Origin of the sequence: Natrinema marinum (assembly GCF_024296685.1) — an archaeon.
Taxonomy (GTDB): domain Archaea; phylum Halobacteriota; class Halobacteria; order Halobacteriales; family Natrialbaceae; genus Natrinema; species Natrinema marinum.
The window spans coordinates 121,759-137,844 of sequence record NZ_CP100763.1 but is presented as its reverse complement, the minus strand read 5'-3'; the positions used below and the strand labels follow the sequence as shown (position 1 = coordinate 137,844).

At 63.8% G+C, this 16,086-nt stretch carries 23 protein-coding genes and 1 tRNA gene; 10 read left to right on the top strand and 14 right to left on the bottom strand.

Features of this window, described 5'->3' with window-relative positions; translation table 11 throughout:
- Positions 1 to 30: 30 nt before the first annotated feature.
- From NKH51_RS00700 to NKH51_RS00685, 4 genes are all read right to left on the bottom strand, one after another.
- Positions 31 to 357, bottom strand: a complete 327-nt coding sequence (locus NKH51_RS00700) for a HalOD1 output domain-containing protein (protein ID WP_254763324.1) — start codon at positions 355 to 357, stop codon at positions 31 to 33.
- A gap of 283 nt (positions 358 to 640) precedes the next feature.
- A tRNA-Met gene (locus tag NKH51_RS00695) sits at positions 641 to 715 on the bottom strand.
- A 66-nt stretch (positions 716 to 781) separates the two neighbouring features.
- Positions 782 to 1,228 (bottom strand): GtrA family protein, encoded by a 447-nt coding sequence (locus tag NKH51_RS00690; RefSeq protein ID WP_254763323.1) that lies wholly within the window; start codon positions 1,226 to 1,228, stop codon positions 782 to 784.
- 64 nt (positions 1,229 to 1,292) lie between these two features.
- Positions 1,293 to 1,451, bottom strand: coding sequence for a hypothetical protein (locus NKH51_RS00685; protein WP_254763322.1), 159 nt, complete (start codon positions 1,449 to 1,451; stop codon positions 1,293 to 1,295).
- 141 nt (positions 1,452 to 1,592) lie between these two features.
- Between NKH51_RS00685 and NKH51_RS00680 the strand changes: the two genes are divergently transcribed.
- Positions 1,593 to 2,855 carry an aryl-sulfate sulfotransferase gene (locus NKH51_RS00680; RefSeq protein WP_254763321.1) on the top strand — a complete coding sequence of 421 codons (1,263 nt, stop codon included), beginning with the start codon at positions 1,593 to 1,595 and terminating at the stop codon, positions 2,853 to 2,855.
- Between the two features lie 38 nt (positions 2,856 to 2,893).
- Here NKH51_RS00680 and NKH51_RS00675 read toward each other — a convergent pair whose 3' ends face one another.
- Positions 2,894 to 3,172, bottom strand: coding sequence for an HAH_0734 family protein (locus tag NKH51_RS00675; RefSeq protein WP_254763320.1), 279 nt, complete (start codon positions 3,170 to 3,172; stop codon positions 2,894 to 2,896).
- A 156-nt stretch (positions 3,173 to 3,328) separates the two neighbouring features.
- Between NKH51_RS00675 and NKH51_RS00670 the strand changes: the two genes are divergently transcribed.
- From NKH51_RS00670 to NKH51_RS00650, 5 genes are read left to right on the top strand one after another with little or no spacing between them, the layout of a single operon-like run.
- A complete protein-coding gene (locus NKH51_RS00670; RefSeq protein ID WP_179262743.1) occupies positions 3,329 to 3,610 on the top strand; it encodes a 50S ribosomal protein L44e in 282 nt (93 codons plus the stop codon).
- A gap of 5 nt (positions 3,611 to 3,615) precedes the next feature.
- Complete coding sequence (locus NKH51_RS00665) at positions 3,616 to 3,789, top strand: 30S ribosomal protein S27e (RefSeq protein ID WP_254763319.1); 174 nt, start codon at positions 3,616 to 3,618, stop codon at positions 3,787 to 3,789.
- Positions 3,786 to 4,586, top strand: coding sequence for a translation initiation factor IF-2 subunit alpha (locus NKH51_RS00660; protein WP_254763318.1), 801 nt, complete (start codon positions 3,786 to 3,788; stop codon positions 4,584 to 4,586). Before NKH51_RS00665 ends, NKH51_RS00660 begins: the two co-directional genes overlap by 4 nt.
- Complete coding sequence (locus NKH51_RS00655) at positions 4,586 to 4,765, top strand: RNA-protein complex protein Nop10 (RefSeq protein WP_254763317.1); 180 nt, start codon at positions 4,586 to 4,588, stop codon at positions 4,763 to 4,765. The genes NKH51_RS00660 and NKH51_RS00655 overlap by 1 nt, the downstream gene beginning before the upstream one ends.
- Positions 4,766 to 4,771: 6 nt before the next feature.
- A complete protein-coding gene (locus tag NKH51_RS00650) occupies positions 4,772 to 5,539 on the top strand; it encodes a proteasome assembly chaperone family protein (protein WP_254763316.1) in 768 nt (255 codons plus the stop codon).
- 73 nt (positions 5,540 to 5,612) lie between these two features.
- Here NKH51_RS00650 and NKH51_RS00645 read toward each other — a convergent pair whose 3' ends face one another.
- Both NKH51_RS00645 and NKH51_RS00640 read right to left on the bottom strand, forming a co-directional pair.
- Complete coding sequence (locus NKH51_RS00645; protein WP_254763315.1) at positions 5,613 to 5,975, bottom strand: DUF7344 domain-containing protein; 363 nt, start codon at positions 5,973 to 5,975, stop codon at positions 5,613 to 5,615.
- Positions 5,976 to 6,060: 85 nt separating this feature from the next.
- On the bottom strand, positions 6,061 to 6,840 hold the full coding sequence (locus NKH51_RS00640) for a DUF7839 domain-containing protein (protein ID WP_254763314.1): 780 nt from the start codon (positions 6,838 to 6,840) through the stop codon (positions 6,061 to 6,063).
- A 131-nt stretch (positions 6,841 to 6,971) separates the two neighbouring features.
- On the opposite strand from NKH51_RS00640, the gene artA reads away from it, so the two are divergent.
- Positions 6,972 to 7,994, top strand: a complete 1,023-nt coding sequence (gene artA, locus NKH51_RS00635; RefSeq protein WP_254763313.1) for an archaeosortase A — start codon at positions 6,972 to 6,974, stop codon at positions 7,992 to 7,994.
- Complete coding sequence (locus tag NKH51_RS00630) at positions 7,991 to 8,710, top strand: metallophosphoesterase (RefSeq protein ID WP_254763312.1); 720 nt, start codon at positions 7,991 to 7,993, stop codon at positions 8,708 to 8,710. The genes artA and NKH51_RS00630 overlap by 4 nt, the downstream gene beginning before the upstream one ends.
- Positions 8,711 to 9,258: 548 nt before the next feature.
- Here NKH51_RS00630 and NKH51_RS00625 read toward each other — a convergent pair.
- The 3 genes from NKH51_RS00625 to NKH51_RS00615 form a co-directional block, all read right to left on the bottom strand.
- Positions 9,259 to 9,462, bottom strand: a complete 204-nt coding sequence (locus NKH51_RS00625) for a hypothetical protein (protein ID WP_254763311.1) — start codon at positions 9,460 to 9,462, stop codon at positions 9,259 to 9,261.
- Between the two features lie 153 nt (positions 9,463 to 9,615).
- Complete coding sequence (locus NKH51_RS00620) at positions 9,616 to 10,899, bottom strand: NAD(P)/FAD-dependent oxidoreductase (protein ID WP_254763310.1); 1,284 nt, start codon at positions 10,897 to 10,899, stop codon at positions 9,616 to 9,618.
- An 82-nt stretch (positions 10,900 to 10,981) separates the two neighbouring features.
- Positions 10,982 to 11,116 carry a transporter gene (locus tag NKH51_RS00615; protein ID WP_254763309.1) on the bottom strand — a complete coding sequence of 45 codons (135 nt, stop codon included), beginning with the start codon at positions 11,114 to 11,116 and terminating at the stop codon, positions 10,982 to 10,984.
- 142 nt (positions 11,117 to 11,258) lie between these two features.
- Here NKH51_RS00615 and NKH51_RS00610 point away from each other — a divergent pair, with 142 nt between their 5' ends.
- A complete protein-coding gene (locus NKH51_RS00610) occupies positions 11,259 to 12,053 on the top strand; it encodes an N-acyl homoserine lactonase family protein (RefSeq protein WP_254763308.1) in 795 nt (264 codons plus the stop codon).
- A gap of 91 nt (positions 12,054 to 12,144) precedes the next feature.
- Complete coding sequence (locus NKH51_RS00605) at positions 12,145 to 12,621, top strand: acyl-CoA thioesterase (RefSeq protein WP_254763307.1); 477 nt, start codon at positions 12,145 to 12,147, stop codon at positions 12,619 to 12,621.
- 51 nt (positions 12,622 to 12,672) lie between these two features.
- On the opposite strand, the gene NKH51_RS00600 is transcribed toward NKH51_RS00605, so the two are convergent.
- From NKH51_RS00600 to NKH51_RS00585, 4 genes are read right to left on the bottom strand one after another with little or no spacing between them, the layout of a single operon-like run.
- Positions 12,673 to 13,392, bottom strand: a complete 720-nt coding sequence (locus tag NKH51_RS00600; RefSeq protein WP_254763306.1) for an ABC transporter ATP-binding protein — start codon at positions 13,390 to 13,392, stop codon at positions 12,673 to 12,675.
- On the bottom strand, positions 13,392 to 14,120 hold the full coding sequence (locus NKH51_RS00595) for an ABC transporter ATP-binding protein (protein ID WP_254763305.1): 729 nt from the start codon (positions 14,118 to 14,120) through the stop codon (positions 13,392 to 13,394). Before NKH51_RS00595 ends, NKH51_RS00600 begins: the two co-directional genes overlap by 1 nt.
- Positions 14,117 to 15,202, bottom strand: coding sequence for a branched-chain amino acid ABC transporter permease (locus NKH51_RS00590; protein WP_254763304.1), 1,086 nt, complete (start codon positions 15,200 to 15,202; stop codon positions 14,117 to 14,119). Before NKH51_RS00590 ends, NKH51_RS00595 begins: the two co-directional genes overlap by 4 nt.
- On the bottom strand, positions 15,195 to 16,085 hold the full coding sequence (locus NKH51_RS00585; protein ID WP_254763303.1) for a branched-chain amino acid ABC transporter permease: 891 nt from the start codon (positions 16,083 to 16,085) through the stop codon (positions 15,195 to 15,197). Before NKH51_RS00585 ends, NKH51_RS00590 begins: the two co-directional genes overlap by 8 nt.
- Between the last annotated feature and the right edge of the window lies 1 nt (position 16,086).

Below are 16,086 nucleotides of genomic sequence, written 5' to 3'. Positions count from 1 at the left end.
CCGCAGGTCGCGCTGTCGTCGATCGGCCGTTCAGCAGTCGTCGTCCGTCATCGCCGATCCATCCTCGTCGAAACAGATCTGGATGACTCGCTCGTCGGTGACGTGAACCGTACAGCCCTCGATCGTAAATTCGACCAAAACGGATCCATCACGCCCGTTGGCGTGCCGAATCATCCGATCCAGTGCATCGACCTCGACCCGATTGTACAGCGGCTCGAGTTCGATCTCGGAGACCCCTTTCACGGCGGCGAGGCTCCGTGAGACCGCACGGACTGCGGATTCATCGCAATCGAACTCCGTGACGAAGGTCGACCCGCCATCGGCGACGAAGCGCCGGCTTCCCTGTTCCGACACCATGCGGTAAGCTACCAAGCGGACGTTCTTCAACCCATACCCTGCTCATTTTGGACGAGGGATCCGTGGAAGACGACATAAATCAGTAAATGTGACATACATCACACGAATGCGGGTGATACCGTGAGTTATCGACACGAAAACAGACGGGTACCGGCTCGAGTTGTCGATGGTACTCGTTGCTTCGCTCTTCGCCGTTGCTCGTGGCCTTCTTCACAGCTACTCGTCGTATTAGACGCTCTGGGGACTCGTCGGTCCGTTCTTCGGTATTGTTCGCGTCGAGAAGTAGCGGGAGGTAGATTTGAACTACCGGTCTGCGGGTTATGAGCCCGCCGGAATCTCCTGGCTATCCCATCCCGCTACCATCTCGTAACCGAGTGTGCTAGTTAAGGGTTGTGATTCGGGTGCCGTATGCGGATTTCTGTCGCTACTCCCTGTGGACCTTCCACGTGTAGAGGCTCTCACAGGTGTAGTTGACGAAGAAGCCGACGCCGATCCCGACGACGTTGGCTAGCACGAGCCAGACGCCGAACTGCGCGACGAGCACCCGTAGCACCACCAACGTCACCGCTAATCCGCCCAGTCGGACGACGTTCGAGCGAAGGAATCGCCAGGCAACCGCTCGGACCCCGACAGCACCGTGGCTCGCGAACGTCCACCGTTCGTTGATCACGAAAATGACCGTAATACCGAGTTCCCAAGAGGCGAGTTTCGCGACGAACCACGAGACGGTCGTGATGTCGCTCAACACGGCGAGAACGACGATATCGACGGTCGCACCGACGAAACCGACCCCAACGAATTGGCCGAAACGGGACGGTGAGAACAGCGCACGCACCCGCATTCGGACCGCCTCAACGAGGGAATCTGTCATGTCGGTCTCGTATGTACACACCTGTTCGCCGCCGCTGATTTCCGTCTTGCGGTTGCTTTGCGTATCAGTCACCAAAATTTGATTTATTTTCAATATATTCAGCCAGTTCGTCACGATCGATTTCGATTCGACCGAAATCGTCCGGACGACCCGCCCGTCGACGCTGTTTCATCGGTGCTGTTTCGTCCGCGTCACTCGAGCGGGCGCTATCGAGTTCTCCCACGCGAACGAGACACGAACAGTGGGCTATAGACCGCTCATAGCGTCGCTACGCCGGTCTCGTCCAGTACTGTTTTCCGAATCGACGAGGAGGAGACGGTACATGTCGAGCCGGTGAACACGAATTCGCCTACTCATCGCTCTGGTGCTCGTCTCACAGCTCGCGTTCCTCGGGATAGCGTTCGCGACGGCGACAGCCGACTACAACGAGCGATACGCGGAGCCGATCGACGCCGGATCCGACGTCGACTGGTCGAACGTAACGGTCGTCACGGCTCAGCAGATCGCGGATACCGGTACCGGCGGCCAGTTGTTCGCGACGACCGACGGCGGCGAGACGGTCTACTACGACGACCGGTTCGCGACGTACTGGGATGTCGACCCGGTCCCCGGAACCCGCGCGACGGTCGTCGTCGCGACCGAACACCCAGCGACGTGTGACGGCTGCCGGCGAAACGTCGTCGAGCGAGTGAACCTCTCGACCGGCGAGCGGACGCGCCTCCACAGCCACCGGGCCGAAGAAGGGCGCTGGCACGACGTCGACCTGATCGGGACCGACGAACTGCTCGTCGCCGACTTCGACGACGACGCGGTCGTCCGGGTCAACGCCTCGAGCGGGATCCGGACGTGGAGCTGGCAGGTCGAGGCGGCGTTCCCGATCGAGAGCGGAGGCTCCTACGACGGGGACTGGGCGCATCTGAACGACGTGGAACTGCTGCCCGACGGCCGCGTGATGGCCTCGCTTCGAAACCACGATCGGGTCGTCTTCCTCAACGAGAGCGGCGTGATGCCATCGTGGACGCTCGGCGACGAAGACGACCACGATGTGCTCTACGAACAGCACAATCCCGACTACGTGCCGGCGAGTCACGGGGGTCCAGCCGTTCTGGTGGCCGACTCGGAGAACGACCGGATCGTCGAGTACCAGCGTCGCGATGGCGAGTGGGTGCAGTCCTGGGAGTTTACTCATCCCACCGTCGCCTGGCCTCGCGACGCCGATCGCCTGCCGAACGGCCATACGCTCGTCACCAGTTCTACCGGCGACCGAGTGTTCGAAATCGATACGGACGGCGAGATCGTTCGATCGCTCACCGTCGATCTCCCCTACGAAGCCGAGCGGCTGGGGACGCCGCCGGAGAGCGGTGGGGGCGAGGCTGCGGCCGCCCTCAAGCTATCCTCGAGCCGGGCAACGGAACGGGGCGACTCCGGGTCCGTCCAGCCGCTCGTCAGCGTCGTCCCATCACGGATCAGAAACGGGCTGCTGTTCGTCCTGCCGCCCTGGGTGGGTGGCACGGAAACGGCCGCCGTCGTGGGGACGATCGGCCTGTCGATCGCCTGGGCGATCCTCGAGTGGCACTGGCGGGACCCGACCGTCTCGGTCACCTGGCCGATCAGGATACGGTGGTGAAGACAGCTGCCGGAAAACGAGATTTCGACGCGGGATGCTCAGACCGCGAGATCGCTTTTCGCACGGACGACGTCGACGTCCTCGGCGTCGACGCGGTCGACATCGAGGAAGTGGGGCGTAAAGTTTCGCTTCTCGTAGTCCTCGTATTCGCCTTCTTGGCCGACGGTACACCAGAGCTGGACCCGGTCGGGACCGTGATACTCGCCGTTTCGATTGATTCCGAAACAGACGACCTCGGATTCCCCGTCGTCCCCCTCGTACCGAACGATCGCGCCGTTTCGGATGCCGGGATCGCCGTGAATGATGAGCTGCTTCATGGCCGATCGTTCACAGGAGAGACGATTAAACGCTTCGGAGATCGGCGTACCTGACCGCTCTGTGGCGGCTCCACTGCGGCCACGACGGCACGCCGCGCCGACGAACCAAACGGGTTTTAAACGGCGCTGCCATAGCCCACAGCAAGTGAGATAACCATGCAGATGCCACGCCGATTCAATACGTACTGCCCGTTCTGTAACGAGCACCACGAACACGAAGTCGAGAAGTCCCGAACCGGCCGTTCCTCGGGTATGAAATGGGACGCTCGCCGCACCCGGCGAAACTCCTCCTCGATCGGGAACTCCGGTCGCTTCTCGAAGGTGCCCGCGGGCGAGAAGCCGACCAAGAAGACCGATCTCAAATACCGCTGCAGCGAGTGCGGCAAGGCCCACCTCCGCGAGGGATGGCGCGCCGGCCGACTCGAGTTCCAGGAGTGATTCAAATGGCAGGAAATTTCTACAGCGTTCGATGCAGTGACTGCGAGAACGAACAGACAGTCTTCGGCAAAGCCTCCACGGAGGTCGCCTGCGCCGTCTGCGGGACGACGCTCGCGCGACCGACCGGCGGCAACGCCGAGATCGACCACGAGATCCTCGAAACAGTAGAGTCACGATGAAGTACAGCGGCTGGCCCGATCCCGGCGAACTCGTCGTCGGCAAGATCGACGAAATCGAGGACTTCGGTGTCTTCGTCGATCTCGAGGAGTACAGGGACAAGCGCGGACTCATCCACATCTCGGAGGTCGCCAGCGGCTGGATCAAGAACGTTCGCGATCACGTCCGCGAGGGCCAGATCGTCGTCTGCAAGGTCCTAGACGTCGACGAAGGGTCCCAGCAGATCGACCTCTCGCTGAAAGACGTCAACGATCACCAGCGCTCCGATAAGATCCAGGAGTGGAAAAACGAGCAGAAGGCCGACAACTGGATGGATCTGGCCTTCGGCGACGAGATCGACGACGAGGACTACACCGCGATCGCCAACGAACTGATCGGGGTCCACGGCAGCCTCTACGACGGCTTCAAGCAGGCCGCGATCCACGGCGAGGAGGCCCTCTCCGACACCGATCTCGACGACGACGAGATCGACGCGCTCGTCGAGACGGCCCGCGAGAACGTCTCGGTGCCGTACGTCAACGTCACCGGCTACGTCGACCTCGAGAACCCATCACCCAGCGGCGTCGACGGCATCCGCGAGGCCTTGGAGGCCGCCGCGGGTAACGGTGCGATCCCCGACGAAGTCGACCTCGAGGTGAGCTACGTCGGCGCACCGGAGTACCGGATCGAGGTGCAAGCGCCAAACTACAAGACTGCCGAGTCCCACCTCGAGGAGAGCGCCCAGCGCGCGATCTCCGCGATCGAGGGCCACGGCGGCAGCGGCGAGTACCACCGCAAGCGCCGGACCGACGACGAATAATGAAATCCGACATCCGGGTCTGTTCGGCGTGGCGCGAGGCCCACGATCGCCCGGTGTATACGCTTTCTGACACCTGTCCAGACTGTGGCGAGCCGGCCGAAAACAGCGCGCCGGCACCGTTGGATCCCGGGGATCCACACGGAGAGTACCGACGCGCTCTTAAACGTCGCCGCCGCTGATACGGTATGGACGAACTCGAGATCGACGCAGTCGCCGAGGTCGAACTGGACGACCCCGTCCTCGTCGAGGGGTTGCCGGGGGTCGGGCACGTCGGCACCCTCGCCGTCGAACACCTCCTCGAGGAACTCGAGGGCGAGAGCACGCTCGTCCGCCGGATCTACTCTCGAGAGTTCCCGCCGCAGGTGAGCGTCGAGGACGGCGTCTCGGAACTGACCTGCGCCGAGATCTACGCCGTCGACGTACCCGAGGGCCGCGATCTCCTCTTGTTGACCGGCGACCATCAGGCCCAGACCAACGAGGGCCACTACGTGCTGACCGACGCCTTCCTCGACATCGCCGACGAGTTCGGCGCGACGGAAGTCTACGCGCTCGGCGGCGTTCCGACCGGCGAACTCATCGAAGAGTACGCCGTCGTCGGCGCCGTCAATGACGAGTCGCTCCTCGAGACCCTCGAGGAGGCGGGCGTCGAGTTCCGCGAAGACGAGCCCGCCGGCGGCATCGTCGGCGTCTCCGGACTCCTGCTCGGACTCGGAGAGCGCCGCGGCTTCGACGCCACCTGTTTGATGGGTGAAACCAGCGGCTATCTCGTCGATCCCAAGAGCGCCCGCGCCGTTCTCGAGGTGCTCGAGACGGTGCTCGGCTTCGAACTCGACTACGAGTCCTTAGACGAGCGGGCCGACGAGATGGAGGAGGTCATCGGCAAGATCCAAGAGATGGAACAGCAACAGCAGATGGACGTGCCGACCGACGACGATCTCCGGTATATCGGTTGACGGAAACAGGTCGGTGCCGGTCTGCGGTGCTTCTCGTCTCCGCTATCCGCGTTCTGCGTGACGGATTCGATCCTCAGGAGCGAGCGGATGGCGGCTGGCGTACTCGCGGCTTCGGGGGCCACTGGTCGAGTTCCGCGGCAGCCTCGAGTAAGAGTTCTACTTCGGCGTCCTCGGCGAAGGTGACCGTTCCGTCGGTCCAGTCGACGTCGACGATTCCCCGCTCGAGTAACTGGGGGAGGTGAATATGGATGAGTCTGACCCGAGTACGGTCGACCTCCGCATCCGTGACGTTTTCGGGGGTCGTCCGATGACGCCGGACGGCGACCCGTTTCGACAGCGAGTCTACGGTACTCGTCCCGTTCCGTTCGACGAGTTCGTGGAACATATACTGCCGATCGGCGCTGGCGAGCACCTTGAAGGCGTCCGACTGCTCCATAGCTGGCTCTACGTGATGAGTCCCGCTTCACTGTTAAAGGAACCGTGCCTAAACACGTTGGAACGAACGGCGTCGGCGCGTGGCCTCAGCCCTCGAGGACCTCGTAGGAGACGTCGGCGTCCCGGAGCGCGTCGGTCACCCGACCGACGGCGTCGGTGGTGGCGACGGCGGTTACCGCGAGGCCGTGATTGGCGGCGTCGGCGGCGACGTCGCCGACCGCGAACGTGACGGCGGGGTCCGCGCCGGCTTGTCGGCAGGCGACGACGGCCTCGACGCCGGTCGCGACGACGAGATCGGCGCCTTCGCAGGCGGCGGTGACGGTCTCGTCGTCGATGGCCCGGCTCCCGCCCGTGCGGATCGAGGGGACCTGTAACACGGTGACGGAGCCGGGGTCGAGTTCCATGACGCCTTCGAAGCTGGTGATACCCACGTCGGTTCCGGCAGCGGCGTCGGTCGTCGCGATGCCGGTTGCGGGCCCCTCGCCGCCGGGGGTCGCGTGGAGCAGGCCGTCCTCGACGGTGAGGGAGACGGTGTCGCCCTCCTCGATGTCGTCGGTCGCGATGTAGGCGTCCTCGCTCATCGCACCCAACACGTCGCCGGTGACGTGGTCTGCGAACCGACGGACGTCGTCGGCCGCACGGAAGAGCCAGTCGACGCCCTCGCGGGTGACTCGGTAGCGCGACCGTCCCTCCTTCTCGACGAGTCCGTCGTCGACGAGTTCGCGGATGTATTCGCTGACCGCCTGACTCGTCACGCCGACTTCCTCGGCGATCTCCCCCTGACTGACCGCGGGCTGGCGCTCGGCGATCTGGACGAGAATGCGAAACCGCGTCGCGGCCCGCTTGTTGTCGAGGACATCGACCATACGGCTAGCCTTTTCGGCAGGGTGGCAAAAAGGTACACGGTCGCACGCGCGGTCGATAGTCGTCGACGGATCGGCCGATCGTCCGGAGGCGTCAAGTTGATAGCGGGAGAGTCCATCTGGCTAGCCTGAGTATGCCGGCCCCACAAGCGACGACCGCCCTCTCCAGCGCCGTCGCCGATTTCGCGACGGGACCCGCGACGTTCCCCGCCGCGAGCGTCGGCTCGATCCCGCTCTCGGACTCGATCATCTGGATTGCGATCGCCGCGTTCGTCGTCGCGATGGCCCTCGAGTGGCACGGTGCCGTCGACCTCGCGCGGTACGTCGCGGCCGGGGCCTGGGTCGTCTTCGGGGTCTTCTGGCTGACGATGGTCCCCCACTACTACCTCGAGGTCAAGAGCCCGATCGAAACGCTCCTGACGCTCGCGGCGCTGCCGCTGTGTGCCTACACCGGCTATCTGCTCGTTCAGGGACGGGAGTCGCTGCTGTTGCTCTCGAAGGCCGTCGCGTTCATGGGCCTGATCTACCTGCCGGTCGAGACGATCCCGTTCGTCAAGAGCTGGCTGATCGAGACGACCGCCGCACAGACCCACTTCGGCATGGAGCTGCTCGGCCACAGCCCCGGTATCGAAGAGGGTGCGAACGGGTACCAGAGCCAATTCGCTTTCGACCCCGAGGAGACGGTGACCGGCCGGACGACCTACATCGTCACGTCCTGTACGGGAATCGGCAGCATGGCGATCTTCGGCGGCCTCATCGCCGCAGTCAAAGCGCCGCTAAAGCGGAAGGCCGTCGCCTTCGCGCTCGCCATCGGCGTCATCTGGTTTCTCAACCTCGCTCGGAACGTCTTCATCGGACTGGCCTCGCCGTGGGGCTGGTTCCAGCAGGACATCTTCGTCTACATCGTCACCGAGTTCATGGGCGCGCCCGCCAACCGGACCTCGTACCTCGTCTCGCACAACTTCATCGCCCAGTCGCTGTCGATCGTCGCCCTGTTGGGTATCACCTATCTCGTCCTCCGCATCCTCCCCGAGGTCGTCGAACCCCTCGAGGACGTCCTCTACGTCCTGACCGGCTCGGAGTACGACCTCGCGGACGCACTCGGGCAGGAGGTCCGCGCCGACGGCGGTGAGCGAGCCCCCGAGACCGATCGATGACCGATTCCAGCGTCGCCGTCGACGTGCCGTTTTCAGTGCGCGACCGCGCCGTTTTCCTGCCCGCCGCCGAGACGCTCGTCCTCGCGGACGTTCATCTCGGGAAGGCGGCCGCCTCGAGCGTCGACGCCCCGCTCGACGACGGAGCCGATGTCGTCGAGCGCCTTCGGGGACTGCTCGAGGAGACCGGGCCGACGACCGTCGTCGTGGCGGGCGACCTGCTCCACTCGTTTTCGCGGCTCCCGCTGGGCGTCGACCGCGACATCTCGCGGTTCGTCGACGCCGTCGACGCGGCCGGTGCCGAACTGGTCGTCACGCCCGGCAATCACGATACGATGCTCGAGTCGGCCTTCGACGGCGAGACGGCGGCGGAGTACCGGCTGGCCGACGGGGAGACGGTCGTCTGTCACGGCCACGAACCGCCGGAATCGGCGGCCGAGCGGTACTTCGTCGGTCACGATCACCCGGCGCTATCGATCGACGGGCGCAAACGCCCCTGCGCGCTCTACGGCCCCGACGCCTACGAGGGGGCGGCCGTGCTCGTCCTCCCGGCGTTTACCCGCCTCGCCGCGGGTGCGACGGTCAACGGCATGCGCGGCCGGGATTTTCAGACGCCGCTCGTACAGAATCCCGATGGCTTTCATCCGGCGGTCAGGGACGACTCGAGCGGCGAGACGCTCTGGTTTCCGCCGCTCGGAGAGTTGCGTCGGCTGCTGTGACCGGCGCTTACGACCGTTCACGGCTACGTGTCGATCCGAATCGTCGTTCCCGGTTTCGGGGACGGCTACAGTGGGACTTGATTTTTGGTTGTCGTATCGATCCAGTGTTTAGATACCGGCGTTTGCTCGCTATTCGGGGCCGGCCGGCATCACGAGCGACGGGCTAAGACTCGTAAGCAGCGCGGTGAACTGCGACAATATACACTTGCTAAAAGAGATTCCGAACCTATTCTCCTGCAGACCACACTATTCCCAGTCCAAGTAAACTTATAATTATACCAGCACAAATTAGTGCTAAGCCGGGACCGCCCACTGGCTGTTCGAGATAGAACACCCCTCCAGTGATTGAGATAACAATTGCAAACCGTTGTATTGATTCACCACGTATCTTTCCCCTGTCATAATCTAAACCCATTGTCTAAATATTATATGATTGGGTGACTTTATGTATTGCCATGGGTGCATGGGTAGTACGTCTTTACGTAGCGGGTCGGCAACGTCTATTGCTGTGACGCGCAGAGGTAACCATTCGTCGAGCGCCCACAGCGTCAGCCACCGACTCCGGCGATAAGTGTCGATTCATCGACTCGAGCGCCAGCCGGATCGACGAACATCACCAGATTCCTGAAGAAGTCACTGAACGTGATCAGAAGCAATCCTGCGATGATGATCAGGGCGAGGAAGGTAAAGAAGATGATCGCAGCCTGGCGGCCGGTCAGCGACGTTCCCTCGAGGAGGTCATCAATGGCCATCGACGATCTACCCTATCTCCTAGTTGGATAGGTGTCGACATCAGTTCCGGTGTTGCAAATGCAACACCGTCATTTCGGGGCCACTCCCGCCACAGATCGACGGCTCAGTTGGCACGCGAAACGAGGCGGCGGCTGGATGCGACACGAAGCGATTCATCTCGACAGATCGTCGATCACGGCCTTCGCCGCTTGCCGCCCGCTCTCCATCGCGCCCTGAATCGACGACCAGCGCGTGTAATCGCCAGCCAGATAGATCGGGCCCGTCGGATCTCGAGCGCCCGGCAGCCGTTCGCGAAAGCCCGGCGGCTGTGCGAACTGGGCGAACTCGATGCGCTCGGTTCGGATCGGCTCGAGCCCGTCGAACCGCCGATTGGGGTACCACGACGCGAGCGTCGACCGCGTCTCGTCGGCGAGTTCCGCATCGCTCTCCGCGCGGTCGCCGAGATACGTCGCGCTGACGAGCGTCCGATCGTCGGGGGCGTACGCCGGCGCGACCGCGCTGTGGGGAACGACGTGGTTCGGCCCTTCGTCGGTCGCGTTCAACAGGAGCCGCCGCCCCGTCTCGAGGTCGATATCGGCCGGCAGCGCGTAGTACTGGGTGACGCAGGCTCGCGCCTCCGTAGGGACGGCGTCGACACCGGTCAGTTCGCGAGCCGTCGGCGGATCGGTCGCGACGACGACCGCGTCGACCTCCGTAGCGCCGTTCGCCGTGTCGACCGCGACGCGCCCGTCGGCACCGCTCGAGACCGACTCGACCGCCGTCTCCGTCTCGATCGTCCCGCCGAGCTCGCGAACGCGGTCCGCGAGCTGGGCCGGAATCGCACCCATCCCCGCAGCGGGAACGGCGATGTCGCCCGCCGCGAGGGTCCGGAACGTGTACTCGAAGACGCGACTCGAGGTCGACAGCGAGCGATCGAGGGTGATCCCGCCATAGAAGGGCGCGAGGAACTCCTCGACGAACCGATCCGAGAAGCCGCGCTCGCGCAGGTACGATTCGATACTGGTGTCCTCGCCGTCCGCGAGCAACGCGTTCGGGTCGGTTCGCCGAAGCCCCCACCAGAGCCGGGCGATCCGCAGCGCGTCGCCGACGGAGACGTGCGGGTTGGATAGCGTCGCCGGAACCGTCGCGGGCTCTCGCAGTGGGTCGGCCAGAGTCGACCGCCCGTTGGGACCGGCGATGGTGGCACCGGGCGCGAACCGCCGGAGGTCGAGCGCCTCGAGATCGAGTTCGGATCGAACCGCGGGGTAGGCGGTGAACAGCACCTGAAAGCCGCGATCGAACCGGTAGCCGTCGCGCTCTGCAGTGCGGACGCGGCCGCCGACGATTTCGCGGCGCTCGAGCAGCGTGACATCGACACCGCCTGCGGCGAGGTGGCGGGCGGCGACGAGGCCGGCGAGCCCGCCACCGACGACGAGGACGCGTGGGGACGAAGCCATACGGGATGGTCACACGCCGACCAATAAAGACGTGGACCTAACGATGCAGGGGGGGGGTTCGGGCGGCTCGATCGCCGCGCCATCAGTGATCCGTCAAGATCCGCAGGGCGGCACCGACGAGGATCACGATGACGCCGAGGATCGTTGCCACGGGCGGGATCGGGACGAACAGCAAGCCGACGCCGACGACGAGAATCACCGTCGAAGCTCTGACCATGTGTCTACGACGACACGACGGCGGGTAGAAGTACGGCAGGCATTGACAGCGAGAGCGGACTGTTCACCGAGTCGGGACGACCGGCGATCGAACGCGTCACCGATTCCCACAGTCATAAGCGTCGGTCGGACGTGGGTCGCGTATGGTCGACGCGACGCTCACGCCGATCGATCGCGGCCGTATCACCAGCGACGTGAACAACACCATCGAAGGGTTCGTCCTCGGGTCGGCCGACGAACCGAACCCGGACACGATCATGGGAGAGGGTCCGGTCTACAACATCGTCATCGACCACCCTGAGGGCACCGTCCTCTGGGACACCGGCTCCCATCCCGAGGCCGCCGACGGCCACTGGCCCGCCGACCTCTACGCCGCCTTCGAACACACCGACCTCCGGCCGCTCGAGGACGATCTGGCCGACGCCGGCTACGAAGTCGACGACATCGACTGCGTGATCCAGACGCACCTCCACCTCGACCACGCGGGCGGCCTCTACGCCTTCGAGGGGACCGACACGCCGGTTTACGTCCACGAAAAGGAGCTGAAACACGCCTACTACAGCGTCAAAACCGACGCGGGCGACGACGCCTACGTCGCCGGCGACTTCGATCTCGATCTGAACTGGGAGGTCGTCCACCGCGACCGGCGACAGCTCTTCGACGGCCTCGAGTTGCTCCACCTCCCCGGCCACACGCCCGGCCTGCTCGGCGTGACACTCGAGCTCGACGACGCCGGCACCGTGATCCTCGCGGGCGATCAGGCCTACACGCGTGCGAACTACGAACAGAAGCTTCCGATGGGTGGCCAACTCCTCTGGAGCAAGCGCCACTGGCTCGAGAGCCTGCGGACGGTCAAAGACCTCGAGCGCCGCCACGACGCGCGAGTCATCTGCGGCCACGCGATGGAGGACCTCGAGGCGATGCAGGAGGGGCTGTAACGGACGGTTCCGGCGCGGCGACTCGTATCGACGGACTGCGATCGATTGCCGTGGTCGGTACGGTTTTGCTCTTTGCGGCGGCGTTGCCGGTATGGGAGACCGAGACACGAACGATCCGAACCGAGAATCCGACGGGCCCGCGTTCCAACCCGTCTTCGAGAACCGCGTCCGTTTCGCCGAAACCGACCAGCAGGGTATCGTCTTCTACGGCGAGTACTTCACGTTCCAGGACGAGGCCGTCTCCGCCTTCTTTCGTGCGATCGACTACGGGTACGACCGCATGGTCGAGGACGGCTGGCAGATCCACGTCGTCAACACGGAACTGAACTATTACACTGGGGCCGAATTCGAGGACGAAATCGTCAACGAACTCCGGGTCGCCGACATCGGAACGGCGAGTCTCGAGTACGAGCACCGGGCGAAACGAAAGCGCGACGACGAAATTCTGGCCGAGGGAACCGTCACGCAGGTCGCCGTCGACCTCGAGACCGAAGAGCCGACCAGAATCCCCGACGACTTCCGCGACGCCGTCGCGGCGTTTCAAGGCGGCCTCGAGTCGGCCGAGTAACGCCGTCGCTCTCCGTTCGGCTGGCGCGAAAAATGGACCCGGAACCGAGTCTCAGTGGACGCCGACGTACGCCTCGCGGACGTACTCGTTGTCGGTGAACTCGCCGTGGTCACCGGACAGTTCGATCTCGCCGGTTTCGATCAGCGAGAGCCGTTCGGCGTGGTTCAGCGCGAACGTTGAGTTCTGCTCGGCGAGCAGGATCGTCAGTCCGGTCTCGGTTTGCAGCGTCTCGAGCGCGTCGCCGATGTCCTCGATGATCACTGGTGCGAGCCCGAGCGTCGGTTCGTCGAGCATCAACACCTCGGGGTCGCTCATCAGCGCCCGACCGACGGCGAGCATCTGCTGTTCGCCGCCGCTCATGGTCTCGGCTTCCTGCTCGCGGCGTTCGTCCAGCCGCGGGAAGAGATCGTAGACCATCGCGAGGTCGTCTTTGACCGCGCCCCGATCGTTCCGGAACTGCGCGCCCATCAGCAGGTTCTCGTGGACCGAGAAGTACGGGAACAGGTCCCGGTCCTCGGTGCAGTAGATCAGGCCATCCCTGACGCGCTGTTGTGGACTCACGGTCGCGAGGTCAGTCCCGTCGTACCGAATGGTGCCCTCGTAGTCGACGAAGCCGGCGATGGCGTTGAGCATGGTCGTCTTGCCGGCCCCGTTCGGGCCGATCACGCCGTAGATTTCGCCCTCCTCGATCGACAGCGAGACACCTTTCAGCGCGTGCGACTTGCCGTAGTAGACGTTGAGGTCGTCGACCTCGAGTATCGGATCGGTCATTAGAGTCCCTCCCCAGCGAGGTATGCTTCCTGGACCCGCTGGTTCGCAGCGATTTCGTCGGGCGTGCCCTCCGCGAGGAAGTCGCCGTTGTTGAGCACGACGACCCGATCGACGAGCTCCATCAGCCCGCCCATGTTGTGGTCGACGACGACCATCGTCATCCCAGCCTCGCGGAAGCGTTCGATCTGGGCGGCCAGTTCACCGATCTCCGCCTGGTTCATCCCGGCGAACGGCTCGTCGAGAAGCATCAGCTCGGGCTCGGTCGCCAGCGCCTTGGCGATCTCGAGCCGGCGGACGTCCGCGTGGGGCAGTTCGTCCGGCATCTCGTGGAGATGCTCTTCGATGTCGATGCGAGCCGCGTACTCGTAGATCTCCTTCTCGCTCGCGCCGCCGCGCAGCGAGACGATGCTGTTCGGTAGCGTAAACAGCTTGATGTTGCCGGCGACCGACATCGAGTCGATCGGATTCGACTCCTGAGAGACCCGCGAGAGGCCCTTGTTGACGACTTCGTGCGTCGAATCGTCGGTGATGTCGTTGCCGTTGAATTGGATCGAGCCATCGGTCACGTCGTAGATACCCATGATGCAATTGAACACCGTGGACTTGCCCGAGCCGTTCGGGCCGATCAGACCGACGATCTCGCCCTCGTTGACCTCGAACGAGAAGTCGTCGACGGCGACGAGCCCGCCGAACTTCTTCGTGAGCCCGTCGACCTCGAGGACGCTCATCGGCGATCACCCCCGAGCCGCTCGAGCCCGTGCCAGAGCTTCCGGAACAGGCCGTCGCGGGCGAACACGAGGATCGCCAGAACGATCGCCCAGAGGATCGCCCACCGAAGCTCGGCCTCGAGCCCGAGCGCGTGCAAGACGACATCCTCCAGCAAGATAATGAGGAACGCACCGCCGAGCGGGCCGAGTATCGAACTCATGCCCCCGACGACGGCCATCGCGATCATCTCGATGCTGTTGTCGACAACGATGAACGTTGCGGGATCGACGTTCCCGAATCGGTGTGCGAGCAACACGCCACCGATTCCCATCGGGATCGAGCTCAGGACGAACGACCAGATCTTGAACTTGGTCGCGTTGATCCCGGCAGCTTCGACCGCCGACTCGTTCTCGCGGATCGCCACGAGGATGAGCCCGATGTTCGACCGCGCGACGATCAGCAGCGCCGCCGCGACCGCGAGCATCGGAAGCAAAAAGAGGTAGTAACTCGCGGCGGGAGCGGTGACGTCGAAGATCTTCTCGAGCCCGGAGAGGCCGGTTTCACCGCCCGTGTACTCGCTGAACGGGTTCATCATCCGGTAGAAGATCAACACGGCGACGAACGTGATCAGCGAGAAGTACGGGCCGCTCAGCCGGAGCGACGGCAGTGCGATGAGGAGCCCGATACCCAGCGCGGCGAGCACTGACACGGGTATCGTCACCAGCAGCGGCAGCTCCGGATTGACGTTGTGGATCAGCATCGCGGTCGTGTACGCCGCGCCGCCGGACAAGACGGAGTGGCCGAAACTGATGTAACCGGTGTAGCCGCTCTGGATATCCCACCCCATCGCGAGGATAGCCCAGATGCTGGCCGCCACCATCGACTGAATGAGGGCGTAGTTCCCCCACAACGGCGCGGTTAGCAGGCCAACGAGCGTGCCGACGATCAGCACGAACTGTAGCCCGTTCATTTCGCCGAAGTAGCCGCCGAGTAGGCGGTTGTACGCGTTTGCGAGCGGCTGTAGCGCCCGGTTGACCGGGCCAGTGACGGTACTGAGCCGATCGAGAACAGCTTCGCTCGAGCGTCCGGTTTCGCTACTCATGGGCGAACTCCCTCCCGTAGAGCCCCTCCGGAAGGAGGAGCAAGACAGCTACGAGTACGATCAGTGACGGAATGCCGACGTAGCCCTGACCGACGAATTCGATCGTGAACTGCTGGAGATAGCCGATCAGGTAGGCAGCGACGACGGAGCCCTTGATGCTGCCGATGCCGCCGATCACGACGATGATGAACGCGTTCGCGAGCGGATTGAGCCACATCGCCGGCGTCGTCGGTTCGACCGTTCCCAGAATGACGCCAGCGATCCCGGCGAACGCGCCGGCGATCAGCCACGTTCGAGATTTCACGGACGTGAGATCGACGCCGGTCAGCTGTGCGCCGCGTTCGCTCATCGACGTTGCGAGTATCGATCGACCTTCGTCGGTTTGCGTGACGTAATACCATAGTAATCCGATCGTGATCCACGAGAGGACGAATCCGAGGAGGTACATGTACCCGATACGGGTACCGACCCCTTCCAGATGGAGACTGCCGGAGAGGACCGCCGGGGCTCCCTGCGGACTCGCGCCGAACTCGTGGTGGATGAGTTCCGTCAAGAGGAGCGCAACCATCACGGTCGAGAGGAACGTGATGATGATGTTGTCCTCGATGTATTTGACGAGACCCGCGTACAACAGATACGAGGCGAGAGCAGTGATCAGGACTGCACCGGCGAACCCCGCGACCGGCGGAATCGTGATTCCCCCGAGTATAGACGGCGACGTGAGGACCACGTAGGCGTACGCACCGACCATGATCAATCCGCCGTGAGCGAGGTTCAGAACGCCCCCCACGCCGAAGATCATCGTAAACCCGATCGCGACGAGCGCGTAGATGGCACTGACCACCGCACCGAGGAGTAAGACCGAGAGAATTTGATCGAGCATG

Excerpts from the sequence above, each read along its gene's own strand:
- NKH51_RS00700 (WP_254763324.1), bottom strand. The coding sequence starts at position 357 with ATGGTGTCGGAACAGGGAAGCCGGCGCTTCGTCGCCGATGGCGGGTCG.
- NKH51_RS00690 (WP_254763323.1), bottom strand. The coding sequence starts at position 1,228 with ATGACAGATTCCCTCGTTGAGGCGGTCCGAATGCGGGTGCGTGCGCTG.
- NKH51_RS00675 (WP_254763320.1), bottom strand. The coding sequence starts at position 3,172 with ATGAAGCAGCTCATCATTCACGGCGATCCCGGCATCCGAAACGGCGCG.
- NKH51_RS00670 (WP_179262743.1), top strand. The coding sequence starts at position 3,329 with ATGCAGATGCCACGCCGATTCAATACGTACTGCCCGTTCTGTAACGAG.
- NKH51_RS00665 (WP_254763319.1), top strand. The coding sequence starts at position 3,616 with ATGGCAGGAAATTTCTACAGCGTTCGATGCAGTGACTGCGAGAACGAA.
- NKH51_RS00660 (WP_254763318.1), top strand. The coding sequence starts at position 3,786 with ATGAAGTACAGCGGCTGGCCCGATCCCGGCGAACTCGTCGTCGGCAAG.
- NKH51_RS00655 (WP_254763317.1), top strand. The coding sequence starts at position 4,586 with ATGAAATCCGACATCCGGGTCTGTTCGGCGTGGCGCGAGGCCCACGAT.
- NKH51_RS00650 (WP_254763316.1), top strand. The coding sequence starts at position 4,772 with ATGGACGAACTCGAGATCGACGCAGTCGCCGAGGTCGAACTGGACGAC.
- NKH51_RS00645 (WP_254763315.1), bottom strand. The coding sequence starts at position 5,975 with ATGGAGCAGTCGGACGCCTTCAAGGTGCTCGCCAGCGCCGATCGGCAG.
- NKH51_RS00640 (WP_254763314.1), bottom strand. The coding sequence starts at position 6,840 with ATGGTCGATGTCCTCGACAACAAGCGGGCCGCGACGCGGTTTCGCATT.
- artA (WP_254763313.1), top strand. The coding sequence starts at position 6,972 with ATGCCGGCCCCACAAGCGACGACCGCCCTCTCCAGCGCCGTCGCCGAT.
- NKH51_RS00630 (WP_254763312.1), top strand. The coding sequence starts at position 7,991 with ATGACCGATTCCAGCGTCGCCGTCGACGTGCCGTTTTCAGTGCGCGAC.
- NKH51_RS00625 (WP_254763311.1), bottom strand. The coding sequence starts at position 9,462 with ATGGCCATTGATGACCTCCTCGAGGGAACGTCGCTGACCGGCCGCCAG.
- NKH51_RS00620 (WP_254763310.1), bottom strand. The coding sequence starts at position 10,899 with ATGGCTTCGTCCCCACGCGTCCTCGTCGTCGGTGGCGGGCTCGCCGGC.
- NKH51_RS00615 (WP_254763309.1), bottom strand. The coding sequence starts at position 11,116 with ATGGTCAGAGCTTCGACGGTGATTCTCGTCGTCGGCGTCGGCTTGCTG.
- NKH51_RS00610 (WP_254763308.1), top strand. The coding sequence starts at position 11,259 with ATGGTCGACGCGACGCTCACGCCGATCGATCGCGGCCGTATCACCAGC.
- NKH51_RS00605 (WP_254763307.1), top strand. The coding sequence starts at position 12,145 with ATGGGAGACCGAGACACGAACGATCCGAACCGAGAATCCGACGGGCCC.
- NKH51_RS00600 (WP_254763306.1), bottom strand. The coding sequence starts at position 13,392 with ATGACCGATCCGATACTCGAGGTCGACGACCTCAACGTCTACTACGGC.
- NKH51_RS00595 (WP_254763305.1), bottom strand. The coding sequence starts at position 14,120 with ATGAGCGTCCTCGAGGTCGACGGGCTCACGAAGAAGTTCGGCGGGCTC.
- NKH51_RS00590 (WP_254763304.1), bottom strand. The coding sequence starts at position 15,202 with ATGAGTAGCGAAACCGGACGCTCGAGCGAAGCTGTTCTCGATCGGCTC.
- NKH51_RS00585 (WP_254763303.1), bottom strand. The coding sequence starts at position 16,085 with ATGCTCGATCAAATTCTCTCGGTCTTACTCCTCGGTGCGGTGGTCAGT.